The sequence below is a fragment of the Streptomyces sp. DSM 116793 genome (assembly GCF_057320905.1).
Window position 1 is genome coordinate 7,966,132 of sequence record NZ_CM170494.1, and the last position, 23,953, is coordinate 7,990,084.

A 23,953-nucleotide genomic window follows, 5' to 3' on the forward strand; every position below is an offset into this window, starting at 1 on the left:
GTGGCCGACGGAGAGGAAGAAAGCCTGTTTGAGCTGCTTGTTTCCTCTCCGGGAAGGCTGTTCACCGCGGATCGGGGAGCCCGAGCTCCGGGTCGCCGGGGCGAGACCCGCGTAAGCGGCGAGGTGGCCGGCGGTCGGGAAAGTGCTGCCGTCACCGACCTCGATCAGGATCCGGGCTCCGGTCCTGACGCCGACTCCCGGCATCGACGTCAGGACCTTCGAAAGAAGGTGGGCCTCCAGTAGTTCCTCGATCCGCCCGGCAAGCAGCTTGCGCTGGTCGAGCACGGAAGCTAGCGAGGCGGCGAGGCTCGGGATGATCAGCGCGGCCGCCTCGGTCCCCGGAACGGTGACGGTCTGCTCGTCCAACGCGGCGAATATCTTCTCGACGAGCCGCTCGGCCATCCTCGGTGCCTTCGGCCGCAGCAGGGTGACCAGTCGTCGTCTGCCGGCCTTGCGTATCTGGGCCGGGGACCCGAACCGTTCCAACAGCGTGAGGACGGCCGAGTGCTGCAACCGCGGCCCCAGGACTCCTTCCAGCGATGGATGGATCTGGGTCAGCAGGCCGTGCAGCCGGTTCGCGACCCTGGTGGCCTCGCCGGCCCAGGTCGTCGTCGAACCCGACGATCATCTCCAACTCGGCGATCGTCTCGTCCTCGCCGTCGATGGCTCGCAATGTGTGAGGCATCGCGCGGGCCGCGTCGGCGATGATGAACGCGTCCCTCGCGTCCGTCTTGGCCTCGCCGGGGTAGAGATCGGCGATCCGCCGCATGGTCAGCCCGGGTAGGTAGGCGACCGGGCAGCCCATGTCCCGCGCGACCGCCAGCGGCAGTGCCCCGATCGAGGCTGGCTGGTCGACCACGACCAGCACCGTCCCGTGCTTGGCCTGGAGCCTGGCGAACAGCTCGCGGAGCTTGGGTTCGGTGTTGGGCAGGCGCTTGTCGAACGCTTTCTTCCCGGTCGGGGTGACGGCGGTGGCGTGGTGCTCGCCCTTGCCGACGTCCAGGCCCAGGAAGACGTCGATGTCGCCGGTGTCGATCACGTGCAGGCCCCTCCATCACGCTTTCGTCCGGCCTTGCCTGGGCACCGAGCTGCCACATCCACGTTACGGAGAGCTCTTCCGGCTCGGGTGAAGCCGGTACTCAAGCCCCTCATCAGCGGTCCGTCGATGCCTCCGGGCCCGGTGACACCCCCCGGATCATGAACAACAAGGGGGGAAGTCATGCCGGCCCCGAAGGCCGGAGGCCTCATTGCGGAGCCTCGAAAACGGTAACGGGGGGCCGGAACCGTCGGTGCTCGGCCGGTTCGGCGGTGATCCGAGAGTCGCCGTACGTGCGGGGGGTCGCCCTCCGACCGGCTCAGCCGGCCGGGTCCGCCGCCGCGCCCCGCGTTCTGTCCCTTCCTCCCGGATGGCGGCTGCGCCACACCCAGAAGATGACGGTCGAGGGCAGCGCCCAGCCGAGGAGGACCAGGTAGGGGAAGGCGTGCTGGGCGTCCCCGAAGTAGACCGCGGTGTGCAGGGCGTTCACGGAGGCCCCCGGGGGCAGCCACCGCCCGATGTGCCCCAGGAGCGAGGGCAGGAGCGGCCAGGACACGGCACCGCCCGACGAGGGATTGCCCAGTAGGACCATCAGCCCCCAGGTCGGCAGCATGGCCCAGCGCCCGATGAGGGTGTTGAACATGACGAACACCATGCCCGTGGTGAACATGGTGGACGACAACGTGAGCCAGGACTGGAGGAACGGCAGGCGCAATGCTCCGAGGAGCCAGTCCACCACGGCCACGATGGTGAACCCGCCGAGCAGTGAGTACGCGATGATCGTGAGAACGCGCTCCAGTGGGTTGAGGGCCTTGGCGTGGACGCTCAGCTGGATCGCGCCGACGAAACCGAGGACCACCGAGGCCAGGGAGATGTAGAAGATCGTGAGCCCCCGGGGGTCCCCCTTCTGGAGGGGTTTGAGATCCCCGAGTGTGAGCGGGACGTCCACCGCCCGTGCGACTTTGGGCGCGGTCGCCACCAGTACTTCCGCCACGGACGCGCCCGCCGCGCTCGCGACGTCGAAGCGGACCTCCCCGCCGCGGACGTCGACGATGGCGAACACCCGCTGGTCCTCGACCGCGCGCCGCGCAGCCGGCAGGCTCGGGTAGGGGTGCAGGTCGAGCGAGGCTCCGAGCGCCTGCTCCATCCCGTTCTCGAACACCGCCGCACGCGGCGATCCGGTCGACCCGACAACGGCGGCAGGGATGTGGCGCGGCGTCGGGTTCGCCATGGTGTACGTGTAGGAACCGGCGAAGAGGCCGGCGGCCGCCGAGACGAGCAGCAGCAGGACGACGGCGGGCAGGAACGGCGAGGCACGGAAGTCCGCCCACAGCTCACGCACGCCCCGCCGCCCGCCGGGCCCGACGCCGGAGGACGCGGCCCGGCCGGAGCCGGATGTGTTCAGTGAGCATGACCCCATCGTGCGTGCCTTCCTGTCCGCCGCGGCCGCCTCAGCAGACTCGGTCTCGGCCACGTTCTCACTGGTCATCGATGCGTCCTCTTCGATCAGGAGTTGCACCGAACGCGTTACGGCCTCGATCCGAGTCGTCCGAAGAAGTCATCTGGTCAGGCAGAGTCTGGTTCTCCGCGTCGACGAGACGGCGGAGCAGGTGGAGCAGCTGTTCTCGGTCCGCTGGTCCGAGGCGGGCGAGGACCGCTTCCTCTGCGACGCGGGCGCCGGGGAACGCCTCGGTCACAACGCGCCTGCCCTGGGGGGTGAGCGAGATCAGACGCCGCCTGCGGTTGTCGGGGTCCATCTCGGACTCCAGGTATCCGTCCCCGTGTAGACGCTTGATCAGGTAGCTGGTCGTGGAGCTGTCCAGTCCGAGGTGTTCGCCGATGGTGACCTGGTCGATGGGTTCGCTCGCGCGGAGCAGCACCGCGAGGATTGCGAACTGGGGGGTGGTGAGTTCACCCGGAAGGGCTGCTGTCCAACAGGCGGTCACGCGTTGGAAGGCCCTGCGGATCAGGTGGGTCGCGGTGGTGGTGGGTTCCCAGCTCGGTGGGAGTTCGGTCACGGGGGTCTCCCTTGCGTAGCAGGTTGATACAGCCTACATTGAAAGTACGAGCTCATACAGTTTGAGCTCACGGAATGAGGAGCATCGTATGCCTGTCTACACCGTGACCACCACCCGCGACGTGGTCACCGACGAGCAGAAGGCGAACCTGGCTGCGGAGATCACCAAGATCCACTCCGCCGTCACCGGCGCCCCCACCTCCTTCGTCCACGTCACCTTCACCGAACTGCCCGAGGCCAACGTGTTCTCGGACGGGTCCCCGTCGCGGCCTCTGCTGATCGAAGGTATGACCCGGGCCGGCCGAGCGGACAGCGAGAAGATACAGCTGGCAAAGGACATTTCGACCGCCGCCGGCCGCGTGACGGACATCCCGGAATCCAGGATCCTCGTGATGATCCTGGACACTCCGGCCAGGTTCGCCGTCGAGGGCGGCCGCATCCTCCCCGAGCCGGGAGCCGAGGACGACTGGCTCGACGAGCGGGACAGCAACTGACGTTGAAGACGTGGTGTCGTCTTGGTGATCGTCTTGGTGAGGCGGGTGCGAATCCGGTGCCGACTCGGCAGCCGTTGGGGGCGTCGGGGCGGTATGGGAGGTGGCGTAAGCCCCTCCGGACGGCGACGATCGGGTCTTGCGGGTCGGTGAAGGCGCGCTTGGCCAGGGTGGTGCGTCGCAGTACCGACCAGATGCCTTCGAATGGGTTGAGGTCCGGTGCACGGGGCGGGAGTCGGTAGGCGGTGAGCCGGGCGCGTTCGGCGATATAGCGGCGCATGCCTGCCGTCAGGTGCGTGTTGAGGTTGTCCCCAGGCCAACAGGTGAGGCACGCCCGGGCTGCCGATGGGCGGCTTGGATGGGGTCGCGATAGTCCGCCAAGCGAAGCTCTTGCGCACACCCGGACGCGTGTCGGTGCTCGGCCAGTAGATCAGCCGGGCACGACTCGCCGGGCTCGCTGGGCCGGGAAAGCGGGGGGCTGCTGGGCTCGACCATCCTCGTATACAACGACAAGGGGAGATCGTCAAGGCAAGTCGTCCATGCCGACCACTTCAGGCAGTCCTCGCCTTTTCTGCGGAGTTGGGTCGACTGCTCGAAGGGAAGGTCCCCGAACACTTCACCGGCCTCCCAGCATAAAGAAGCCACTCATTTGAGCAGAAACAGAAGAGGGTACAGCGACACCGGCAAAGGAAAAATGCTGTCCCGTAACTTGCGAGGCGTTCAACAGCGCTCCGGTTTGCCCCGTCTTGTTGCAGCCCTACTCGAGGCCGAGCAGGAACAGAGAAGCTGCCGCCGCGTGCCAGGGGTGCGAGTGGCTTCAGTCGGGTTCGGGACAGCCTAAGGAAGTGCTCGGCTTGGTGTTCGTAGGCGCGGAGGAGACATCGGCACATGGTGCCCTCGACGGTCCAACGCGGCGCCCAGTCGTGGCGCGGACTCAATTCCCTTGCGGGCGATCCGGTGGCTGACGCCACGCTCGTGCAACCATCGCCACAGGTGGAATTGGTCGTAGCCTCGGTCGGCGTGTGGTTTCTCCGGCTTGCGCTGTCGTCGGCGTAGGCCGGAGCGAATCGGCGGTATGCGTTTGCGAGAGCTCAGGGTGTGGCATTCTCCGAGCCGACCGACGCTTTTGGGCGTGCGGATTTTCCGAATCCCAGGCCGATGGGCCTTACAGGCGGCAGAGCACAGGCGGCCGTCCGTGCTCGGATCCGCCTGGTGGTGGCGGCCGGCACCATCTACAACGGCGTGTACCAGTCCTTCGGCGACGGCCCCGCTAGATGCATTGGACCAAAAAAGGAGCGGCCATGGAAATCAACGCGAGCACGCTGGACGCCAAGTCGGCGTACAAGCTGCTGATCGGCAGCATCATCCCGCGTCCCATAGCGTGGGTCAGCACACAGTCGGTGGCCGGCGTCGGCAACCTGGCGCCCATTTCCTTCTTTACCGTAGTGGGGCGCAAGCCGCCCAAGGTTTCGCTGTCCATACAGCCGAAATCCGACGGGCGCACCCTCAAGGACAGCTTCCTGAACATCCGTGACACGGGCGAGTTCGTCACCAATCTGGCGACACTACCTCAGATCATGTCACTCCACCGCAGCGCCGTCGAGTTCGAGCCGGACGTGGACGAGTTCGACACCGTGGACGTGGAAAAGGAAGCGTCGGCATTGGTCGCACCGCCGCGGGTGAAGGGCGCACCCATCGCGCTGGAATGCCGGGTCGACGAGATCTTCTCCTCCCCGGACGGCCTCAATCACGTGGTGTGGGGCGAGGTGGTCAACTTCCACGTGCGCGATAACATCTACATCAACGGACGCATCGACTTCGGAGCTCTCGCGCCCGTCGGGCGTCTGGCGGCCGAGTACACCGTCGTGGACAACGCCTTCGTGCCCCCTTTGAGCGATGAGGTCCTCGCCGAGCGAGCGGGCCGACGCATGGTGCGTATTGACGGCAACGGCGCAGAATATTCGGCGGTGGAGAGCACGAGCTGGTCCGCTTCGGGGTCGGTCAAGGATGAACCGCCCACTGCGGAGCCACTCCTCGATCAGGGCGGTTTGCAAGTTCCGGGGGCACCCGGATGACAAGGGTGACAACGTCTCGCCTGCCGAGCGCGTCGATGATGGTCCGGCTGGAGGCCTACCTCTGAACCCCAGGGGCGTCAGCGAGGCAAGTCGGACCCGACCGATGCCGGGAACCCCGCTCGCGCGGTGCTGGCCGAAGCGCAACGGCGACATCACGGAGCGCGGCACGGTGAAAATGATACTTTGAGTGCTCTCGCAAGAACGACAAGAGGCTACGTATTGGCCGCTGAAGCACGCCGCAACGGCTTCACGTTCTCGGCGAGTGCCCGTAAATTCCAACGCCGGAGATGATCACAGTGTTCGCACTATCCCTGCCGGATCAACGATTGCTTGACGTTGAGGTTTCTGGGCCCTCTGATGGAGTGCCTCTCGTTTACTATCACGGTTCGTCGACCTCGGGAAGGCAGTTCCGCTTCCTGCAGCGCGCCGCACATGATCGCGGCCTGCGGCTGGTTTCGTTCTCCCGCCCAGGAGTAGGCACGTCCACTCGCCTGCCCGGCCGTTCGGTAGTGGATACGGTGAACGATGTGGCTGCCGTGCTGGACTATCTCGGAGCCTCCCGGTCACTCCACTTCGGTTGGTCGGGTGGTGGCCCCCATGCCCTGGCGGCCGCGGCTCGACTGCCTGAACGGGTCGCCGGGGCGACGGTCATGTGCAGTGTGGCCCCATACGAGGAACTGGGGTCCGAATTCGTCGTCGGCATGGCGCAGAGCAACGCCGACGAATTCAACAGGGCGATGCAGGGAGAAGACGCCATCCGCCCCGCAATGGAGGACCAAGCTCAGGGAAAGCGTTCAGCCGGCGCCGAGGAGGTACGCCAGATCCTGATGAGCCTGCTGTCTCCCGCCGATCGAGTTCTCGCGACAGCAGAAGCAGCAGCAGACATCGGTGCGAGCTGGGCCGAGGGCATGCGGCATGGAGTCGACGGCTGGGTCGATGAAACGCTTTCCTATGTCAAACCCTGGGGATTCTCGGTACGGGAGATAGCCGTACCCACCGCCGTATGGCACGGAGCCGAGGATCTAGCAGCACCCTTCGCCCACGGCGCATGGCTCGCACAGCATATTCCTGGCGCAACCTCACATCTACTCAAAGGACATGGACACATGTCGATTTTCCTTTCATCAATCGATCAGGCTCTCGATGAACTGCTCTCTACCCTCTGAGTTAAGGAGACCTGCCCCAAGGCCTCGGTGTGAAAGTGAAAACCTGGTTCCCTCATCGATCCTTGGCGAGAAGATCCACGACAACCGGTTCCTTCGGCTGGTGCGCAACATGCTGACAGCCGGATACCTGGAGGACTGGAGGTGGGGAGCCACGCTCTCCGGGACACCGCAAGGCGGAGTGGTCTCCCCTGCTCTTTCCAACATCTACCTGCACAAGTTGGATGAGTTCGTCGAGAACGTTCTGATTCCGGAATACACCCGAGGGGAACGCCGGGCTCGCAACCCGGAATACCTCGCGGTGGCCAATATGCTGGCACCGGTGCGCCGGCGCAGTGACCGGGCCGAAGTCCGGAGACTGCGTCAGCGCATGCACAGCCTGCTTAAGGTCCCCCCGAACCGGGACCGCGCCCCGCGTACGCTGCCTCACTTCCGGCCGGCCGAATTATGGTCGCGGAGTCAGGGAGCCTGGAAGGTCGTCCACGTTCCCGCAGGGCGGAATCCCAATGACTCGTACAGAGGAATAGCCATGTCGCTCGACCGCAGGAATGAGGTCGTGGCACCGGCGGCTCGGCCCTCGCGGAGGATGGCCCGCGTCATGGCCGCCCCGTAACCACGCCTGCGGTACTTCGGTGGCGTGGCGACGTTGTACACCCCGACGTGATCGCCGATGAACGCGGCGAATCCGGTCGCAACTGGGACGTCGTCCACTTCGGCCAGGTAGGCGGCGTGACCGGGGAAGTTCATGACGGCATCGACGCAGACGCGAGCGAAGAATTCTTCGCCCCCTTCGAAACCGGCGACGATCGTGGACAGGTAGACAGCGGCTTCATCTCCCCGAACCTGCCGTATCCGCAAGGACCCGGAGTCCTGCTGCGGCATCTCGGCCCGTTCCAGGGAGGCGGTCATGAACGTCCCTTCCGAGGAGCTGGTCAACCCGTGCTCGGCTGCCAGCTCCGTCACCTCCGGGGACGGCACCCCCAGAACATTCAGAGCCCAGGGGACATGCCGCGCCTCGCAGGCCGACCGGATCTCCGCCGCGCAGGCAGCCACTTCCTTCACATCCGGTACGGCATCCGCGACTGCGAGAACGTTCCCTCCCGGCGACGGTATCCCGCTGACCGCAAGGAGAATGCCGGGCGAGTACCTCTTGACGAAGGTTCCTTCGATGGGGGACATCATGTGCTCGATTGCGGAAAGGGAGGCAAGAACCGCTGCCTCCGGGCCGCTTGGGTCAGTCATCATGCCGCTCTTTCTCGCTGCCGCTGCTACCCCGGAGGCTCGCAACGTCGAAGCAGTACCTTTGTCATCCGTAACCGTCCAGGACGGCTACGCGACTATAAGGTTCCGCACCCAATCCATCCAATGGTGAAAATTGTGACATGCTTCACGTGGATCGGTCGAACTGGACCGCCCAGCATGGCACTGTCGCGTTGTGGGCGGCGTAATTGGAGCCGGTCGACCGTGCTGGCCCGGCGGATGACACCACCAGCACGCTGATGTCTACCGGTAGTTCGTTAATTCCGGCAGTAGAGGTCAAGTCTGTGTCCCGTAGTGACGGCGTCGATCAGGGCCTGGAGCTCGGAGGGTGGGGCTTTGTCCGTCCAGGCTTGCCACCACCGGTTGAGGGTGATGGCGGGGGTGAGCCAGGAACGGATGGCCCGTAACGCTCTGGGCCAGCAAGGCTGTTGGGGCCGGTGGGGTTTGGCTGGGCCCCCTCTCTGGCCCCTCGTCGGGGTACGGGTCCGGCGCGGTGGCATCCAGGGGTCCGGGTGGGGCGAACCAGTGGTCCCAGCAGAAGGAGAAGGCGCAGTTGACCAGGGTCTGATGGCGGCGGATGGCGCGGTCGGAGCGGACTTGGAAGTCGGCCCAGCCGAGTTCGTCCTTGACCTGCTTGTAGCTCTGCTCGATCCACGGGCGCAGGCCGTAGAGGCGGATGATCTCGGTGAGGCCGGCCGGCGGGTGCGGGCTGCTGGCGGCGTGGGGTGCGTCGGGGTGGGGCAGGTTGGTGGCCAGGTACCAGGTGGCCTTCTCGGGCAACGTGGCCGGGTCGGTGGTGGCCATGACCAGGCGGCAGGGTGAGTCGGGGCCGTAGCCGCCCAGGCAGGCGTCAGCGGCCCACCAGGTCTCGGTGTGCCCGTCGCGGAAGTGACGCTCCACGGGCGTCCAGTCGCCTGAACTCTTGGCATCCTTCCAGGTCAGGGAGTGGGCGGCCTCGATGGGGGTGTGCGGCTGGTCGGCCGGAGCCCAGGTGCCGCGGTGCGGCTTGAGCGCGACCACGTAGGCCAGGCCGGCGTCGCGCAGTGCAAGGTACCAGTCGTCGCTGACCGAGTAGGCGCAGTCGGCGACCACCGCCCGGCAGCCGAAGCCCGCCTCCTTCCCGCGGGCCGCGAGGGCAGCGGCCAGCTGCGGTTTCGTACGGAAGGCCGGATCCGAGCGGCCGCGGGCGAAGTGATGGGCGGGCGTGTAGGGAGTCGCGTGCAGTGGGTAGTACACGCGGCCGTCGGTCCACACCGTGGTTACCGTGACGATGCCGTTGTCCGTCTTTCCTAACCGGCCCAGCCACTGCCGGCCCACATGCGCAGTGGCCGTGCCGTCCTTGCGGTCCCCGGAGTCGTCGATCACGATGACCCCGCCGTCGTGTGGAGCCGTCGCCGGTTGCTCGCGCAGCAGTTCAAGCCGCCGGTCGTTGATCTGCTCGGTCTCCCAGGGGGACTCGGACAGGAAGAACTGCAGCCGCTGCACCCCCGGCATCCCCGCACCGGCCACCGGCTCCGCGCCTGCCAGGCAGGTGATCGTCTTGTTCCGCTCCCGTGGCGCCAGCAGCCCGGTCAGGTACTCGCGAAACCCCCGCCGCTGGGCCAGGCTGAAGAAGAGGTCGTCGAACCGGGCCGCGTACTCCTCCAACGGCCCCGGCGCAGGCGGACACGGACGGCGCGCGGTCATCTGCAGCCCCTAGAAACGGCAGTCGACTTCTACCACCGGCCTACGACCAACCCGCCCTGCCGTCAACCCACGCCACCACCGGAATTAACGAACTACCGCTACTCAGGTTGAACGCGCCTTGTCGTGGACGCCAGGAGTCCTCGATGGGTGGGTATGCCCTGGCCGTGCGATACGCGCAGGGGGGCGGGTTGACCGCCCGGGAACAGCAGCGCGGGAGCGGGTGCGCACGATGCCCGGTGCGTTTGGAGGCTCGGTCCGCGTCGGTGCCGACGCCGTGCATGTGCCAGCCGCCGCCCTCGGGGATGCGGCCGGGGCTTCTTGACGTCAACGGGGAGCAGGTCGCCGACGTGCTCGTGCTCGTAGCGGATGACCTCGCGCAGCTGCTCGCCGGTCGGCGGATCGAGGTCGCGCAGCCGGTTCAGGCCGCGGCGGACCCGGATGCGGTGCACGGTGGCCGGCGCGAGGGTGACGCCGTGCAGACGCTGGAGGTCGGCGGCGAGCCGGGCGGGCCCGTGCTTGGTCCGCTTGCGCAGCGCCTTCCCCAGGTCCGCGATGTCGGAGGCGGTGCGGCTGGGAACGCTGGCCGGGCGGGAGGAGGGGGGCTGACCGGGATACGGGTCAAAGGGACCATGGGATGACCTTGAAGCCCTGAGAGCCCCGTCCCGTCACCCGTTCGGCACAGTGTCGTTGGTCATGATGTTGTTGTCATCTGGGCACGCGGCCGGGCCCGTGGCGGCTCGTTCCCGGCCAGCGCTGGCGGTCTCCTGACGGGCTGTCGGTGCACGGCGGCATCATGAAGAACATGAAAAGGGCGCGTGCCGACCAGCGTCCTAGCTGGTCTGCTACGCAGGTTGACCGGTGAGCCAGTGCCGGAGTGCCCACCACCAGTGCAGGGTGTGGGGGACGGCGACTCGGCCGGGGCCCGTCAGGGGGCGGTCGGTGAGGTCCTGCAGGCGTCGGAGCCTGTACTTGACGGTGTTGCTGTGGACGTGCAGGGCGGCGGCCGTGGCGTCGAGCCGTGAGCCGTGTTCGAGGTAGGCCAGCGCGGTATGCGCCAGTTCCCGGTGGAAGGGGTCCTGGGCGTCGAGCCCGGCCAGGAGGTGGTCGGCCAGCAGCTGGCCAAGTTCAGGCTCGGTGTGGGTCACTGTCAGCAGGGCCAGGTCGGTGAGCAGGTGCATGCCGGTGAGCCCGGCGGCCTGTCCCGCCTGCAATGCCCTGCGCCCGAGCCGGTAGAGCGGGGCCACCTGAGCAGGCGCGGCCGTCGGCGTGGCCACCAGCAGCGGCCCGTCGCACGGCAGCTGCGGTAGCCGGGCGGCCAGGGCGGCCAGGCGCCCGTCCACCAGCCCGCACAGCGCCGGGCCGGCCGCGCTCAGCTGCGCTTCCAGCTCCTGGGCCAGCGCGGGATCGCTGACGTCGCTGACCACGCAGTGGTAGGCGACACCGGCGGGGAGCGGGAGGGGGCTGGTGACGGGCTCGGCGTGCAGGAGCTGGCGCAGCGCCTGGGTATGCCGCTCCCGCCGGGTGCGCGCCAGGTCCAGTTCGCTCACCCGGTGGGCGTGGACCATGCGGTGCACCACGGCGGTGCTGGTCTCATCGATGCGCAGCAGGACCTCCAGCAGCGCCGCGGAGGGCACCTCAAGGTCGCGCCCCTCGTCGATGAGGGTGCGCACCAGGTGTGAGCGGGCCGCCTGGAACCCGTCCAGCAGTGCCGCCACCGGCACGCCCTGGCGGGCCCGGTCCGAGCCCAGGCGCTCGGCCGCGGCCAGGACCTCCGCCTCGGGTGCGCGGCGGCCGGTGACCATGCCGGTCAGGAGGCTCTCGACGTGGCGGCGGGTCTCCTCCTGCGGCAGGACCGCCACCGGCGGCGACTGCGCGCGGGCGGCCCGCAGCACGGCCTCGACCAGCGCCGGGTCCCGGGCACGCCTGGCCAGCAGGTCTTGATACCGCTCGATGTCCGGCTCGCCCACCAACCCTCCTCACCCTCACACCGTCCGGGATTGTCTCCCGCAGACAACCGTCGGGGGCAACGTTAGCTCTGACCGGCCTAGGCGCACCCGCTCCGCCGGCGGTTCAGTGGATGCCGGACAAAGCAAGCCCCGTGCAGAGCAAGGAGCGCTCCATGACCGAGACCGAGAAGTTGCTCGAAGCGGCCCTCTCCAGTGGCCTGACGTTCCGGATGCCGCCGGTGTTCGACACCGTGGAAGAAGAGCGCCGGCACCGCAAGGAGCGGCTGGCCGCGGCGTTTCGGCTGTTCGGCAAGTTCGGGTTCGAGGAGGGTGTGGCCGGTCACATCACCGCCCGCGACCCGGAGCTGACCGACCACTTCTGGGTCAATCCGTTCGGGATGTCCTTCAAGCACATCAAGGTCAGCGACCTGATCCTGGTCGACCACGAGGGCAACGTCGTCGAGGGCCGCCACCCGGTCAACGCGGCCGCCTTCGCCATCCACTCCCAGGTGCACCAGGCCCGCCCGGACGTGGTGGCCGCGTGCCACAGCCACTCCACCTACGGCCGCGCCCTGTCCGCCCTGGGCCAGCCTCTGGAGCCGCTCACTCAGGACGTGTGCGCCTTCTACCAGGACCACGGCCTGTTCGACGACTACACCGGAGTGGTCACCGCCCTGGAGGAGGGCCAGCGCATCGCCGCCGCCCTGGGCGCGTATAAGGCCGTCATCCTGCGCAACCACGGCCTGCTCACCGTCGGCGACACCGTGGATGCCGCGGCCTGGTGGTTCATCACCATGGAACGCTCCTGCCAGGTCCAGCTGCTGGCCAAGGCCGCCGGCACCCCCGTGCCGATCGACCACGACAACGCCGTGCTGACCCACGAACAGATCGGCAGCAGCCTGGTGGGCTGGATCAACTACCAGTCCCTGTACGACCAGATCACCCGGGAACAGCCCGACCTGTTCGACTGAGCAATCCGCAGGAGCAGTTCAGCACGCCGCACCCCGGGTGGGGCTCCGCCGGCCCCACCTGATCGTCCGGCCCGGCCCGCCGGACGATCTGCTCCGCAGGCCGTACCCGGCCGGTCAGGTCAGCGCGGTGGAGGAAGCCGCGGAAGTCGGCGAGGAGCTGGCTGACGGCCTTGCTCTTCCATCTGGCAGCCGCGCGCGTTGCTGTGGTGCTCCCAGCACTCCGGTTCTTCGGCCAGCTCCGGGTCGTCCGGGACACGCTCGGTGTACTCGAAGCCGTCGTCGTCACGGACCAGTTCACTTTTCCAATGAGGGGAGACTCCCTCTTCCTGCCCCTCCATTGAACGGGAGGTACGGCATGAGCCGGAGGTCTCATGTGCCGAAGCAACGGGGCCTCGTCTGGAAAACGACGCCACCGTCGGTGAGACGCCCACCAGCGGCGGCGCCGGGTCGGCGGAGCAGTGGAACTCTCGTGGCCGTCAGGGCTTCAAGATCATCCCATCGCCTCTTTGACCCGTATCCTGGGACCGGCGCGAGTCGCATCTGATGCGAACTGGACGCATGCTGCGCCGCGTTGCCCGGGCGAGCACGGATAAGTCACTGATCAGCGGATAGAGACCTCACCGTATGCTTGCTGAGACGGTAGCCGAAGGGCAGGGGCGCGTCGTTTTGCTTCTCTCGATCGGATGGCTGACCTGCCGTCTCCCTCCGGGCTTCGCATCTGATGCGAGATTTTCGCGCTAAGGGCTGTCTCGTAAATGATCTACGGCGTGCTAGATACCTGTGTCTTGTTCGTCATCCGGCGAGGGTGAGGTTGTGCAGGCGGGCGATGCCGGGCATGGCGTGGTGGACGCCGTCGCCTTTGAGGCGGCAGTCGCGGAGGATCTTCCAGCTCTTCATGCGGGCGAAGGCGTGCTCGACGCGGGCGCGGGCTTTGCGGTGGGAGGTGTTGTGTTCCTCTTCCAGGCCGGGAGTTCGGCCTTGCCGCGTTCGCGGCGGTGCGGGATGACCAGGCCGGTTCCTCGGTAGCCGCCGTCCGCGATGACGGTGGTCTTGCCGACAGCGTCCTGGCTCCGGACAGTTCTCATGCCTTGCAGTCGTTGCGGTTGCCGGGCAGTGGTCGGCCGACGGCGACGACGATCCGGGTGTCGGCGTCGATGAGGATCTGGTGGTTGGTGGAGTACCGGTAGTTCTTCGACTGCTCGGCGATGGTGTGGTGGCGGGTGGGGACCAGGGTGCCGTCCACGATCAGGACGGTGTCCTTGCCGAACCACTTGCGCTGTTGGAGTGCGAGCGAGGGCCCAAGGTGGTCGACGATGCGGTCGCCAGCGGACTTCGATACTCCGAACAGCGGGGCAAGCTGGCGCAGGGTGAGGTTCGTGCGCCAGTACGCGGCGACCGGCAGGACCCGGCTCTCAAGCGGCAGGCTCCATGGCCGGCCTTTGCGAACCGGGTCGGCGCCCTCGCGCCGCAGCGCGGTGATCAGCTCGCCGAACTGCCGTGGGCTCAGCCCGGTGAACGGGGCTATCCAGGACGGCTCCGACGCCGTGATCACACCAGCCACAGCAAGATCATCTCACCCGTGACCAGCACTTACGGGACAACCCTTAGTCACTGAGGCATGTGGGCCCTGGATCCGAACCGGCAGTGGATGCCCGCATAGGAGAGGTAGCCGCCTGCCCAGAGGATCGTCTGCCGCATCGCGGCGGCGTTCGACCGCGGCTGCGCCGAGGCGCTGACGCGGTCCATCACCTCCTCGGGCGTCACGTTGCGTTCACCTCCTCGGGCGTCACGTTGCGTTTGCCTCGCCGGTTCACCGGACGCCAGCGACGCCCGCGTAGATGGCGCTCACCTCGTGCTCGGGCGCGGGAGTGTCCTTGTACCACTCGGGAGCCGTGACGAGCCCGGGGTCCACGAGGTCCAGGCCGTCGAAGAACCGCTCCACCTCCGCGCGGGAACGGAAGCGTGAGGGGATGCTGCTCGCGTAGGTGTTGTTCTCGCGCTCCTCCGGGAAGAAGTCCATGCTGCCGTGGGACAACACCAGGTAGCTGCCGGTGGGCAGGGCTCCGACAAGGGTACGGACGATGCCGTAGGGGTCCTGCTCGTCGAGGATGAAGTGCAGCAGTGCGACCAGCGAGAGAGCGATCGGCCGGTCGAAGTCCAGGAAGGTCCTGGCGTGTTCGAGGATCTTCTCCGGCTCGCGGGCGTCGGCCTGGATGTAGTCGGTGGCCCCCTGGGGCGCGCTGACGAGCAGGACCTCGGCGTGGCGCAGGACGAGGGGGTCGTTGTCCGCGTACACGATCCGGGCCGCCGGGTTGATCGCCTGGACGACCTGGTGGAGGTTGGGCTCGGTGGGGATCCCGGTGCCGATGTCGAGGTACTGGTCGATGCCGGCGCGGGCGGTCCAGGCGACAGCACGGTGCATGAACGCGCGGTTCTGGCGCGCCGCGTCGCGGTACAGGCCGGGTATCCGTTCGCCGAGTTCGCTGTCGACCAGGTAGTGGTCCTTGCCGCCGAGCAGGTAGTCGTAGACGCGTGCCGGGTGCGGCCTGCTCGTGTCGACGTGGGGGTGCGGGCTCATCGGGCTACTCCGGTGAACGTCGTGGCGGGCTGGGAGCGGGGCGGCAGCGGGAACAGGCGCGGTGCGGCCGCGCGGGGACGGGCGCATGGCTGCCCACAGCCGGTTCGTCGACCAGTGCCGCGGTGAAAGTCTGCCACATGAAACTATCCGGGAAGCAGGGGCATTTGACGCTCCCGGGAACCGTGGCCGCGCGCTCATGGGGCGCTGCCGGCAAGGCTTCCGGCACGGACTCGGGACAGGATCCGCCCTACCGGTCGGTCGAGCCACCAGCCGCCATCCGTGTGAACCGTCCGCGGTCGGCGCCCGGTGCTGTGCTGCGCCCCGCAGGACGTCCCGCATGGGGCACTGGTCGACATCTCGCGCATGAGGAATCTGTCGAGCGTGCCGGTGGCTTTTTCGAGATGGTGAAGTAGCCGGAAGGCAGGGACCGGACGTCTCTCTGACACCCAGAGAAGCGGCGCCTGCTCGTATGTGTTGCGTCACCGTCCGTCAACATGGCTGGTGGGGCTCTTGGCTCCCGCTTCCGTCCGTAGCCCCAAGGAAGCCAAACCATTGACGCAGATTGTATGACGGTCATACAGTCCTGGTCAGCTTTCGGCCATCGCGGCGGCTTCGGGGCGCCAGGGGTCTGCCCCAGAGCCCCGCACTCACCCGCATCACGCCGCCCGACACGCGACAGAGCCGTCGGAGAAGTCGACAAAGGAGCCGGGCATGGACGAATCGAACGGTCACGGGCCGGTCGGAGGGCAGCGCCGTATCGCGCTGGCGACCGGGATCGGCAACTTCATGGAGTGGTTCGACTTCGCGGTCTACGGGTTCCTGGCGACCACTCTCGGAACGGTCTTCTTCCCCAGCGACGACCCCGCCGTCTCGCTGCTGTCCTCCCTGGCGGTCTTCGGCGTCGCCTTCTTCATGCGGCCCGTGGGCGGCTTCGTGCTCGGCGTCATCGGTGACCGCAAGGGCCGGAAGTGGTCCCTCACCCTCACCGTCGCGATGATGGGCCTCACCACGGCGCTCGTCGGGGTGCTGCCGACGTACCGGGCCGTCGGCGTGTGGGCACCGGTGCTGCTGGTGCTGCTCCGCTGTCTCCAGGGCTTCTCCGCGGGGGGCGAGTGGTCGGGGTCCTCGTCGTTCCTGCTGGAGCACGCGCCCGCGGGCCGGCGGGGGCTGCTCGCCAGCGTGATCTCCTCGACGGCCGCGCTGGCCACCGTCGTCGGCAGTCTCATCGCCCTCGCGCTGAACGTGTGGCTGAGCGACGCGGCCATGCAGTCGTGGGGCTGGCGGCTGCCCTTCCTGGGCGCCGCGCCCCTCGCGCTGATCGGGCTCTACATCCGGCTCCGCATCGAGGAGACACCGGTGTTCGAGGCGCTGCGCGAGAAGCACGGCGTGGCGGAGAAGCCGCTCAGGACGGCCGGCGCCCGCAACCTCAAGGCCATCGGCCTGTGCTTCTTCTTCGCCAGCGTGCAGGGCCTGGGTTTCTACTACCTGGCGACGTACGTGGTGACCTACCTCTCCACCACCGTCGGGCTGCCCAGCACCACCGCGCTCGCGCTCACCGGTGCCGGCCTGCTCGTCTACGCCCTGCTGTGCCCCCTCGCGGGCATGCTCTCCGACCGTGTCGGCCGACGCCCCGTCAATGTCGCCGGAAGCGCAGCCATGGCCGTGCTCTCCTTCCCCAGCTTCATCCTGATGAGCACCGGACAGAGCGCGCTGGTGCTGCTGGGCCTGATCGTCTTCGGCCTGTGCCAGTGCCTGGTGAGCGTCACCACCGTCGTCCTCCTCACCGAGCTGTTCCCCTCCGCGACCCGCGGCACCAGCAGCGCCGTCGGATTCAACCTGGGCCTGGCGCTCGTGGGCGGGCCCGGACCACTGGTCGCCGCGGCGATCGCGGACGCGTCCGCGTACAAGCCGATGCCCGCCGTCTACCTGACCGCCGTCGCGCTGGCCGGCTTCCTCGTGGTGTGGCGCTGGCTCCCCGAGACACGCGGCCGCGACCTGGAGTCCGACCGGGGACCCGAGGTCACCGCCCGCCGGCGCGCCGCCGGGGACACCACCGGTGACACCGCCGTGGACACGAGCACCGCCGATCCCACCCGTCGGCCCCCGAACTGGGCGGGCTCCCGATGACCGCACGGACCGGAGCGGCGCCGGCGCCGCAGCCCGCACGGACCGGAGCGGCGCCGGCGCCGCAGCCCGCACCCACCCCCCACCGAGCCGAGGAGTCCGGAGTGCCCGAGTCCGCCGCCGAGTCCGCCGAGTCCGCCGAGTACGAAGTCATCGCCGTGCGGTACGGCACACGGGACGGAGCCCGCTCGGAGATCTACCTCAACCACCACATCTACGGTGAGCCCGACTCCCCGCTCGCCATGGACTACTACTTCTGGGTCGCCCGCAACGAGCACCGCACCGTGCTGATCGACACCGGCTTCGGGCCCGTCGGCGGAGCCAGGCGCGCCCGCACCACCCTGGTGGAACCAGTCGAGGCGCTGGCCCGGCTCGGCATCGCCGCCGGCGCGGTGCCGCAGGTCGTCGTCACGCACGGGCACTACGACCACATCGGCAACCTGCACCGCTTCCCCGCGGCAGAAGTCGTCATGGCCCGCCGGGAGTTCGAGTTCTGGACGGGACCGTACGGCAGACGGAAACAGTTCGCCTGGTCGGTCGAGGAGGACGAGACCGCGTACCTGAGGACCGTGCGCGACGAGGGGCGGCTCACCGCCTTCGAGGACTCCCACACCGTCGCCCCGGGGATCCGGGCCCAGGCCGTCGGCGGGCACACACCGGGCCAGGCGATCGTGCAGGTGGCGCTCGCGGGAGGCGGCGTGGCCGTCCTGGCGTCGGACGCGGCGCACTACTACGAGGAACTGGAGCAGGACCGGCCCTTCGCGTTCGTCGCCGACCTCCAGGCCATGTACCGGGCCTTCGACCTGCTCAAGGAGATCGCCGCGGAGCCCGGCCGGGTGGTCGTCCCCGGGCACGACCCGCTCGTGATGCGGCGCTTCCCCCACCACGAGGCGCTGGGCCCCGACCTGGCCGTGCGGATCGGCTGAGCGAGCAACGACGGAAGGAAGAGGGGAACACGGACATGGGCACGGAAACGCTGAAGGACAAGGTGGCCGTCGTCACCGGCGCGGGCAGCGGCATAGGCGCCGCGAGCGCCCGCCGCCTCTCCCGGGAGGGCGCCCGGGTCGTGGCCGTCGACGTCGACGGCGACTCCGTACGCGAGGTCGTGGCGGGCCTGCCCGGCGAGGCCGTGGCGGTGGTCGGCGACATCGCCGACGAGGAGACCGTGGACGGACCGGACGGATACGTACAGGCCGCCCTCGACCGCTTCGGGCGCATCGACCTGCACCACCTCAACGCCGGGATCTTCGGCGGGTTCACCCCTCTGCCGGACCTCCCGGCCGGCGACTTCGACCGCGTCATGGCGGTCAACGTGCGCGGCACCTTCCTGGGCCTGCGGGCGGCCTTCCGCCGCTACGCCGAGCAGGACGGCGGCGGGGCCGTCGTCGTCACCGCCTCCATCGCCAGCCTGCGGGGCAGCGCCGACCTGCTCGCGTACCAGACGTCCAAGCACGCCGTCCTCGGCCTGGTGCGCGGCGCGGCGGTGTACGGCGGCGGGCGCGGGGTGCGGGTGAACGCGGTCGCGCCCGGGCTGGTGCACACGCAGCTGTTCGCCTCGGGCGCGGGCGCGCCCGGCAGCGGCACCGACATGGAGCGGCGCGGCACGACCACGCCGATGCGGCGCGTGGGCACGGCCGACGAGATCGCCGGCGTGGTCGCCTTCCTGCTCGGCCCCGATGCCGGCTACGTCACGGGCGCCGTGGTCCCGGCGGACGGCGGCGCCTCCGTCGTCAACACCGTACGGCCGTCCGGCGGCGCCGGCGCCTGGGTCCCCGAGGACCCGGTGTGAGCGGGCGGCGGCCGGGCGGGCGGAGTCAGACCACGGCCCGGAGAGCGCCGGGCGGGCACGGAGACCGACCCGTGCCCGGCCGGGCACAGAACGACGGCACGACAGACGCAGAGGTACCCCGAGAGGAGAGTGACACGCCATGGCGGCACAGTCGCAGAGGATCGGCGTGATCGGCCTGGGCAACATGGGCGGCCGCATCGCCCGCCGCATCGTGGCCGGCGGACATGCCGTCACCGGCTACGACCAGGACCCCGCGCGGGCTAAGGCGGTGGGGGCCACGCCGGCGCCGTCGCTCGGTGCGCTCGTGGACGGCTCGGACGTCGTCCTGATGTCCCTGCCCGACAGCCGCGTCGTCGAGGCGGTGGTGCTCGGGGAGGGCGGGCTGCTGGAGCACTGCCGCGCCGGGCTGGTCGTCGTCGACCTGAGCACGGCCGCGCCCGGCTCCACCGTCCGGCTGCACGGAGAACTCCAGCGGCGCGGAGCCGAGTACGTCGACGCGGGTGTGTCCGGCGGGGCGGCCGCCGCCGAGAAGGGCACGCTGACCCTCATGACCGGCGGCTCCGAGACGGTGGTGGAAGAGCTCCGCCCCCTCTTCGGGCTGTTCGCCGGCAAGGTCTTCCCCATGGGCGGCAGCGGCGCAGGACACACGGCGAAGCTGCTGAACAACTTCCTCAACGCGGTGTCGCTCTCGGCCACGGCCGAGGTCATGGTCGCGGCCCGCAAGGCCGGCCTCGACCTGACGGTGCTGCTCGACGTGCTGAACAGCAGCTCCGGCGTCAACTTCGCCACGCTCAACCGCTTCCCGCACATCGTCCGCGGCGACTACCTCGAAGGCGGCCTCACCGGGGCGCTGATGACCAAGGACATCACCCTCTACGTCGACCTCGTCCGCGAACTGGGGGTGCCCTCCCTCAACGCCTCGGGACCGCTGGCGTCCTTCGGCCTCGCCAACAACACCGGCTACGCCGACCAGATCAGCAACCGTGTGGTCGACGCGATAGGCGACGTCTCCGGGGGAGTCCGGCTCCACGAGGCCGAGGACCGCCCCGGCGACCCCGCCGCCCACCCCCACCCGTAGGAGAACCCCGTGAAGATCATCAAGGGCCGTCCGGAGGGCCACGCCTCACAGCAGCGCGAGGACACCTTCACCGGCACCGTGTGGGCCGACCCCGTCCTGCCCACCACCGACGGAGTGACCATCAACAACGTCTTCTTCTCGCCGGGCGCCCGCACGCACTGGCACCACCACGAACACGGGCAGATCCTCACCGTCACCGCCGGCGGCGGCCTGATCTGCGCGGAGGGCGGTCCGGTCCGGCGGCTCGCGGCCGGTGACGTCGTGTGGGTGCCGCCGGGCGAACGGCACTGGCACGGGGCCGCATCCGACAGCTACATGATCCACACCGCCGTCTCGCTGGGCGCCACCTCGTGGAGCCGGCCGGTCGAGGACACCGAGTACGGCCGGCCCGCCCGGTCCGAGCCCGGCGAAGGCTGACCCGCGGCCCGGAGAGGACCGAACCGCGGGCCGGCGCAGGCCGCGGTACCGCGGCCGGGCACCGGCGCGCGCCGACCCGCACGGGCGGACGCCGACAGCACGGGCGCACGCCGGCCGGCACGGGTGGACGCCGTCCCATATGGGCGCACGCCGTCCCGTACGGGCGCACGCCTGGCCGGCCGCGCGTAACACGCGAGCGCGCGCCGCGCACATGACGAACGAAGGAGACCCCCATGGCAAGCCCACAGCCGTCCGAACAGTACGAGCGCGGCCTGAAGACCCGCCGCGAGGTCCTCGGGACCGAGCACGTCAACCGCTCGCTCGACAAGGTGACCGACTTCTCCCGCCCGGTGCAGGAACTCGTCACCGAGTACTGCTGGGGGGCCGTCTGGCCCCGGCCCGAGCTGGAGAGGAAGACCCGCAGCCTGCTCAACCTGGCCATGCTGACCGCGCTCAACCGCAACCACGAGCTGGCCGTCCACGTCCGCGGCGCGCTCAACAACGGCTGCACCGTCCAGGAGATCCAGGAGACCCTGCTCCAGACGGCCGTCTACTGCGGTGTGCCGGCCGCCCTGGAGTCGTTCCGGGTCGCGGAGCGCACCCTGCGGGAACTCGGCCGGCTCGACGAGGCCTCCGGCACGGGAGCGGCCGGGTCCCCCGATGGCACCGGCCGCGGTGAGGAGCAGGCATGACCACCGGGAACACCGCACTGCCGGGCAGCGACGGAGCCGCCCCGCGCACCCTCGGCCCGGGCGCGGTCGTGGGCTTCGTGGGCCTCGGCAACATGGGCCTGCCCATGGCCGGCCGCCTGACCGCGGCCGGATTCACCGTGCGCGCCTACGACACCGCGCCCGCGGCCAGGGACCGGGCCGCGTCCGAAGCCGGTGCGGTGCCCGTCGACACGGCCGCCGCGGTCGCCGACGGCGCCGCCGCGGTCGTGCTCATGCTGCCGAACTCCCGCGCCGTGGAGGCCGTGCTCGACGACGACGGCCTGTTCGACGCGCTCGCGCCGGGCAGCGTCCTCGTCGACATGGGCTCCTCCGAGCCCACCGTCACCCGGGACCTGGCGGCCCGGTGCGCGGCCGGCCACAAGAGCATGGTCGACGCCCCCGTCTCCGGCGGCACCGCAGGGGCGCGGAACGGCACCCTCACCGTCATGACCGGCGGCGACGAGACGGCGGTGCGGTGCGTCCGCCCGCTGCTGGAGGAACTCGGCAAGCGGGTCCTGCACGTCGGGCCGCCCGGCGCCGGCCACGCCCTGAAAGCCCTCAACAACCTGCTCTCGGCGACGCACCTGCTGGTGACCAGCGAGGCCATGCTGGCCGGCGCCGCCTTCGGCCTCGATCCGCGCACCATGCTGGACGCCGTCAACACCTCCAGCGGGCGCAGCGGCTCCACCGAGAACAAGTGGCCCAACTTCATCCTCGACCGCGGATTCGACTCGGGCTTCGGCCTGCGCCTGATGCTCAAGGACATGCGCATCGCCCTGGGCCTCGCCGACAGCGTCGGCCGGCCCTCCCCGCTCGGCCGGGCCGCGGCCGAGCTGTGGGCCGAGGCGGCCGAGCGGCTTCCGGCCGACGCGGACCACACCGAGATCGTGCGCTGGCTCGAATCCCTCGACCAGAAGCCACTGTGAGATATTGACGGGGATCGTATGATCGAGCGGCAGCCTCGGACCGGACGGCAGAACATGAGCGGACTCAGGAACATCTCCGTGGGACGCGTGGCCGCGCCCCTGCGCGAGCAGGTCCTCGACGCGCTGCGCAACGCCATCCTCCAGTTCGAGCTCCAGCCCGGGCAGCGGCTGATCGAGCGGCAGCTGATCGAGCAGACCGGTGTGTCCCGCACCACCATCCGCGAGGTCCTGCGCGAGCTCACCGCCGAGGGACTGGTCACCGTCATCCCGCAGAAGGGCGCCGTCGTGTACGCGCCCACCGCTCAGGAGGCCGCCGACCTGTACGCGGTGCGGGTCTCGCTGGAGAGCCTCGCCGTCCGGAGGTTCATCGAGCGGGCGCCCGACGACGCGTTCTTGGCCCTGGGCGCGACCGTCACCGAGCTGGAGCGGCTGATCTCCGGGGGCGCCGGCATGCGGGAGCTGCTCGGCGCGAAGGACCGCTTCTACGACGTGCTCATGGACGGCGCCGCGAGCCCCACCGTGCGGCAGATCCTCGGCGGGGTGCAGGCGCGCATCCGGCTGCTGCGGGCCACCTCCATGGCCCAGCCGGGCCGGCCGCGGCAGATGCTCCAGGAGATCCGGGCACTCGTCGACGCCATCACCGCGCGTGACGCCGACGAGGCGGTCCGGCTGTGCGAGGTGCACCTCGACAACGCGGCGACCGCCGGCGTCACCGGCCTCGCCGCCGCGGACGGCGCCGGAACCGGCCTCACCGCCTGAGCCCCTGCCGCCCACCCCCCACCCTTCACACTCACCCTCCTTCCCCCCTTACCCGCCGTCCGCGCGCGGGCCCCTGCCGCCCCGCCCCGCGTGTGCCGGTGCCACCCGCCTCCGCCGTGGCCCCTGCCGGCCACCGCGGACCCCCCTGCCTTCCGAGGAGAGACCCATGCCCCTGACCGCATCGCAGAACGAGCTGAAGGAAGAATTCATCCGGGTGCGCGGCACATGGTCCGACGCGTGGGAGAGCATCCTCCGGCTGGACCCCGCCTTCCTGGCGGCCTACCTCAAGCTGTCGTCCGTACCGCTGCGCAAGAACCACCTGCCCGACAAGGTCAAGGAGTTCGTCTTCATCGCCGCCGACGCCGCGGCCACCCACCTCTACACCCCCGGCGTGCGGCAGCACATAGGCGCCGCCTACGACGCCGGCGCCACCACCGCCGAGATCATGGAGGTCCTGGAACTCACCAGCACCCTCGGCATCCACGCCGCCAACATCGGCGTCCCCCTGCTGCTGGAGGTGCTCCAGGAGGAGGGGCTGCGCTCGGGTCCGGCGCCGCTGGACGACGAGCGGCAGCGGCTCAAGGACGAGTTCGTGGCGAGCCGCGGCTACTGGGCACAGTTCTGGGACGGACTGCTGGAGATCGATCCGGAGCTCTTCGAGGCCTACGTCGAGTTCTCCTCCGTGCCCTGGCGCGGCGGCGTCCTCGAACCCAAGGTCAAGGAGCTGATCTACTGCGCCTTCGACGCGTCGGCGACCCACCTCTACGTACCGGGCCTCAAACAGCACATGCGCAACGCGCTGCGGCACGGCGCGACGGCCGCGGAGATCATGGAGGTGCTGGAGATCGTCAGCGTCATCGGCATCCACGCGGCCACCACCGCCGCGCCCATGCTGCTCGACGAGGCACACAGGCGCGAGGCGTAGGG

The 23,953-nt window shown here is 69.3% G+C and carries 22 protein-coding genes and 4 pseudogenes; 16 read left to right on the forward strand and 10 right to left on the reverse strand.

Going from position 1 to position 23,953, the window contains the following annotated elements; genetic code table 11:
* Positions 1-9 precede the first annotated feature (9 nt).
* The 3 genes and pseudogenes from ACSMXW_RS31330 to ACSMXW_RS31340 form a co-directional block, all read right to left on the reverse strand.
* Positions 10-1,039: pseudogene (locus ACSMXW_RS31330) on the reverse strand (IS110 family RNA-guided transposase); the annotation flags it as partial.
* Positions 1,040-1,355: 316 nt separating this feature from the next.
* Positions 1,356-2,456, reverse strand: a complete 1,101-nt coding sequence (locus tag ACSMXW_RS31335) for an ABC-2 transporter permease (RefSeq protein ID WP_485808441.1) — start codon at positions 2,454-2,456, stop codon at positions 1,356-1,358.
* Between the two features lie 58 nt (positions 2,457-2,514).
* Positions 2,515-3,054 (reverse strand): MarR family winged helix-turn-helix transcriptional regulator, encoded by a 540-nt coding sequence (locus ACSMXW_RS31340; RefSeq protein WP_485801282.1) that lies wholly within the window; start codon positions 3,052-3,054, stop codon positions 2,515-2,517.
* An 88-nt stretch (positions 3,055-3,142) separates the two neighbouring features.
* On the opposite strand from ACSMXW_RS31340, the gene ACSMXW_RS31345 reads away from it, so the two are divergent.
* On the forward strand, positions 3,143-3,547 hold the full coding sequence (locus tag ACSMXW_RS31345) for a tautomerase family protein (protein ID WP_485801283.1): 405 nt from the start codon (positions 3,143-3,145) through the stop codon (positions 3,545-3,547).
* 154 nt (positions 3,548-3,701) lie between these two features.
* On the opposite strand, the pseudogene ACSMXW_RS31350 reads toward ACSMXW_RS31345, so the two are convergent.
* Positions 3,702-3,944: pseudogene (locus tag ACSMXW_RS31350) on the reverse strand (transposase); the annotation flags it as partial.
* Between the two features lie 901 nt (positions 3,945-4,845).
* Between ACSMXW_RS31350 and ACSMXW_RS31355 the strand changes: the two are divergent.
* From ACSMXW_RS31355 to ACSMXW_RS31365, 3 genes and pseudogenes are all read left to right on the forward strand, one after another.
* A complete protein-coding gene (locus ACSMXW_RS31355; protein WP_485801285.1) occupies positions 4,846-5,619 on the forward strand; it encodes a flavin reductase family protein in 774 nt (257 codons plus the stop codon).
* A 287-nt stretch (positions 5,620-5,906) separates the two neighbouring features.
* On the forward strand, positions 5,907-6,785 hold the full coding sequence (locus ACSMXW_RS31360; RefSeq protein WP_485801286.1) for an alpha/beta fold hydrolase: 879 nt from the start codon (positions 5,907-5,909) through the stop codon (positions 6,783-6,785).
* Positions 6,786-6,843: 58 nt separating this feature from the next.
* Positions 6,844-7,227, forward strand: a pseudogene (locus tag ACSMXW_RS31365) (maturase); the annotation flags it as partial.
* A 14-nt stretch (positions 7,228-7,241) separates the two neighbouring features.
* On the opposite strand, the gene ACSMXW_RS31370 reads toward ACSMXW_RS31365, so the two are convergent.
* Together ACSMXW_RS31370 and ACSMXW_RS31375 are read right to left on the reverse strand one after the other, a co-directional pair.
* A complete protein-coding gene (locus ACSMXW_RS31370) occupies positions 7,242-8,027 on the reverse strand; it encodes a GNAT family N-acetyltransferase (protein ID WP_485801288.1) in 786 nt (261 codons plus the stop codon).
* Positions 8,028-8,318: 291 nt separating this feature from the next.
* On the reverse strand, positions 8,319-9,728 hold the full coding sequence (locus ACSMXW_RS31375; RefSeq protein WP_485801289.1) for an IS701 family transposase: 1,410 nt from the start codon (positions 9,726-9,728) through the stop codon (positions 8,319-8,321).
* Positions 9,729-10,075: 347 nt separating this feature from the next.
* On the opposite strand from ACSMXW_RS31375, the gene ACSMXW_RS31380 reads away from it, so the two are divergent.
* Positions 10,076-10,366: a hypothetical protein gene (locus ACSMXW_RS31380; protein ID WP_485801291.1), complete on the forward strand. Its 291-nt coding sequence runs from the start codon at positions 10,076-10,078 to the stop codon at positions 10,364-10,366.
* A 204-nt stretch (positions 10,367-10,570) separates the two neighbouring features.
* Here ACSMXW_RS31380 and ACSMXW_RS31385 read toward each other — a convergent pair whose 3' ends face one another.
* Complete coding sequence (locus tag ACSMXW_RS31385; protein ID WP_485801292.1) at positions 10,571-11,695, reverse strand: RsbRD N-terminal domain-containing protein; 1,125 nt, start codon at positions 11,693-11,695, stop codon at positions 10,571-10,573.
* Positions 11,696-11,847: 152 nt separating this feature from the next.
* On the opposite strand from ACSMXW_RS31385, the gene ACSMXW_RS31390 reads away from it, so the two are divergent.
* Together ACSMXW_RS31390 and ACSMXW_RS31395 are read left to right on the forward strand one after the other, a co-directional pair.
* The gene (locus ACSMXW_RS31390; protein WP_485801294.1) at positions 11,848-12,645 is read left to right on the forward strand and encodes a class II aldolase/adducin family protein; all 798 of its coding nucleotides are present in this window, start codon (positions 11,848-11,850) and stop codon (positions 12,643-12,645) included.
* Between the two features lie 170 nt (positions 12,646-12,815).
* Positions 12,816-12,986 carry a hypothetical protein gene (locus ACSMXW_RS31395; RefSeq protein WP_485801296.1) on the forward strand — a complete coding sequence of 57 codons (171 nt, stop codon included), beginning with the start codon at positions 12,816-12,818 and terminating at the stop codon, positions 12,984-12,986.
* A 451-nt stretch (positions 12,987-13,437) separates the two neighbouring features.
* Here the strand turns inward: ACSMXW_RS31395 and ACSMXW_RS31400 are convergent.
* The 3 genes and pseudogenes from ACSMXW_RS31400 to ACSMXW_RS31410 form a co-directional block, all read right to left on the reverse strand.
* Positions 13,438-14,206, reverse strand: a pseudogene (locus ACSMXW_RS31400) (transposase).
* Between the two features lie 47 nt (positions 14,207-14,253).
* Complete coding sequence (locus ACSMXW_RS31405) at positions 14,254-14,409, reverse strand: hypothetical protein (RefSeq protein WP_485801298.1); 156 nt, start codon at positions 14,407-14,409, stop codon at positions 14,254-14,256.
* A gap of 46 nt (positions 14,410-14,455) precedes the next feature.
* Entirely contained in the window at positions 14,456-15,223 is a 768-nt protein-coding gene (locus ACSMXW_RS31410; protein ID WP_485801300.1) for an SAM-dependent methyltransferase, read from the reverse strand.
* A gap of 711 nt (positions 15,224-15,934) precedes the next feature.
* On the opposite strand from ACSMXW_RS31410, the gene ACSMXW_RS31415 reads away from it, so the two are divergent.
* The 9 genes from ACSMXW_RS31415 (at position 15,935) to ACSMXW_RS31455 (ending at position 23,951) form a co-directional block, all read left to right on the forward strand.
* Positions 15,935-17,350, forward strand: a complete 1,416-nt coding sequence (locus ACSMXW_RS31415) for an MFS transporter (RefSeq protein WP_485801301.1) — start codon at positions 15,935-15,937, stop codon at positions 17,348-17,350.
* 101 nt (positions 17,351-17,451) lie between these two features.
* The gene (locus ACSMXW_RS31420; protein WP_485801302.1) at positions 17,452-18,273 is read left to right on the forward strand and encodes an N-acyl homoserine lactonase family protein; all 822 of its coding nucleotides are present in this window, start codon (positions 17,452-17,454) and stop codon (positions 18,271-18,273) included.
* Between the two features lie 35 nt (positions 18,274-18,308).
* Complete coding sequence (locus tag ACSMXW_RS31425; protein WP_485801304.1) at positions 18,309-19,136, forward strand: SDR family NAD(P)-dependent oxidoreductase; 828 nt, start codon at positions 18,309-18,311, stop codon at positions 19,134-19,136.
* 139 nt (positions 19,137-19,275) lie between these two features.
* Positions 19,276-20,214 carry an NAD(P)-dependent oxidoreductase gene (locus tag ACSMXW_RS31430; RefSeq protein WP_485801305.1) on the forward strand — a complete coding sequence of 313 codons (939 nt, stop codon included), beginning with the start codon at positions 19,276-19,278 and terminating at the stop codon, positions 20,212-20,214.
* 9 nt (positions 20,215-20,223) lie between these two features.
* A complete protein-coding gene (locus tag ACSMXW_RS31435; RefSeq protein ID WP_485801307.1) occupies positions 20,224-20,631 on the forward strand; it encodes a cupin domain-containing protein in 408 nt (135 codons plus the stop codon).
* Between the two features lie 233 nt (positions 20,632-20,864).
* The gene (pcaC, locus tag ACSMXW_RS31440; RefSeq protein ID WP_485801309.1) at positions 20,865-21,323 is read left to right on the forward strand and encodes a 4-carboxymuconolactone decarboxylase; all 459 of its coding nucleotides are present in this window, start codon (positions 20,865-20,867) and stop codon (positions 21,321-21,323) included.
* The gene (locus ACSMXW_RS31445) at positions 21,320-22,267 is read left to right on the forward strand and encodes an NAD(P)-dependent oxidoreductase (RefSeq protein ID WP_485801310.1); all 948 of its coding nucleotides are present in this window, start codon (positions 21,320-21,322) and stop codon (positions 22,265-22,267) included. The genes pcaC and ACSMXW_RS31445 overlap by 4 nt, the downstream gene beginning before the upstream one ends.
* A 54-nt stretch (positions 22,268-22,321) precedes the next feature.
* Entirely contained in the window at positions 22,322-23,026 is a 705-nt protein-coding gene (locus ACSMXW_RS31450; protein WP_485801312.1) for a GntR family transcriptional regulator, read from the forward strand.
* A 166-nt stretch (positions 23,027-23,192) separates the two neighbouring features.
* On the forward strand, positions 23,193-23,951 hold the full coding sequence (locus tag ACSMXW_RS31455) for a carboxymuconolactone decarboxylase family protein (RefSeq protein WP_485801314.1): 759 nt from the start codon (positions 23,193-23,195) through the stop codon (positions 23,949-23,951).
* Positions 23,952-23,953: the final 2 nt, after the last annotated feature.

Coding starts and splice junctions, on each gene's coding strand:
- ACSMXW_RS31425 (WP_485801304.1), top strand. CDS start 18,309: ATGGGCACGGAAACGCTGAAGGACAAGGTGGCCGTCGTCACCGGCGCG.
- pcaC (WP_485801309.1), top strand. CDS start 20,865: ATGGCAAGCCCACAGCCGTCCGAACAGTACGAGCGCGGCCTGAAGACC.
- ACSMXW_RS31430 (WP_485801305.1), top strand. CDS start 19,276: ATGGCGGCACAGTCGCAGAGGATCGGCGTGATCGGCCTGGGCAACATG.
- ACSMXW_RS31455 (WP_485801314.1), top strand. CDS start 23,193: ATGCCCCTGACCGCATCGCAGAACGAGCTGAAGGAAGAATTCATCCGG.
- ACSMXW_RS31390 (WP_485801294.1), top strand. CDS start 11,848: ATGACCGAGACCGAGAAGTTGCTCGAAGCGGCCCTCTCCAGTGGCCTG.
- ACSMXW_RS31415 (WP_485801301.1), top strand. CDS start 15,935: ATGGACGAATCGAACGGTCACGGGCCGGTCGGAGGGCAGCGCCGTATC.
- ACSMXW_RS31375 (WP_485801289.1), bottom strand. CDS start 9,728: ATGACCGCGCGCCGTCCGTGTCCGCCTGCGCCGGGGCCGTTGGAGGAG.
- ACSMXW_RS31355 (WP_485801285.1), top strand. CDS start 4,846: ATGGAAATCAACGCGAGCACGCTGGACGCCAAGTCGGCGTACAAGCTG.
- ACSMXW_RS31345 (WP_485801283.1), top strand. CDS start 3,143: ATGCCTGTCTACACCGTGACCACCACCCGCGACGTGGTCACCGACGAG.
- ACSMXW_RS31360 (WP_485801286.1), top strand. CDS start 5,907: ATGATCACAGTGTTCGCACTATCCCTGCCGGATCAACGATTGCTTGAC.
- ACSMXW_RS31445 (WP_485801310.1), top strand. CDS start 21,320: ATGACCACCGGGAACACCGCACTGCCGGGCAGCGACGGAGCCGCCCCG.
- ACSMXW_RS31410 (WP_485801300.1), bottom strand. CDS start 15,223: ATGAGCCCGCACCCCCACGTCGACACGAGCAGGCCGCACCCGGCACGC.
- ACSMXW_RS31370 (WP_485801288.1), bottom strand. CDS start 8,027: ATGATGACTGACCCAAGCGGCCCGGAGGCAGCGGTTCTTGCCTCCCTT.
- ACSMXW_RS31450 (WP_485801312.1), top strand. CDS start 22,322: ATGAGCGGACTCAGGAACATCTCCGTGGGACGCGTGGCCGCGCCCCTG.
- ACSMXW_RS31335 (WP_485808441.1), bottom strand. CDS start 2,456: ATGGGGTCATGCTCACTGAACACATCCGGCTCCGGCCGGGCCGCGTCC.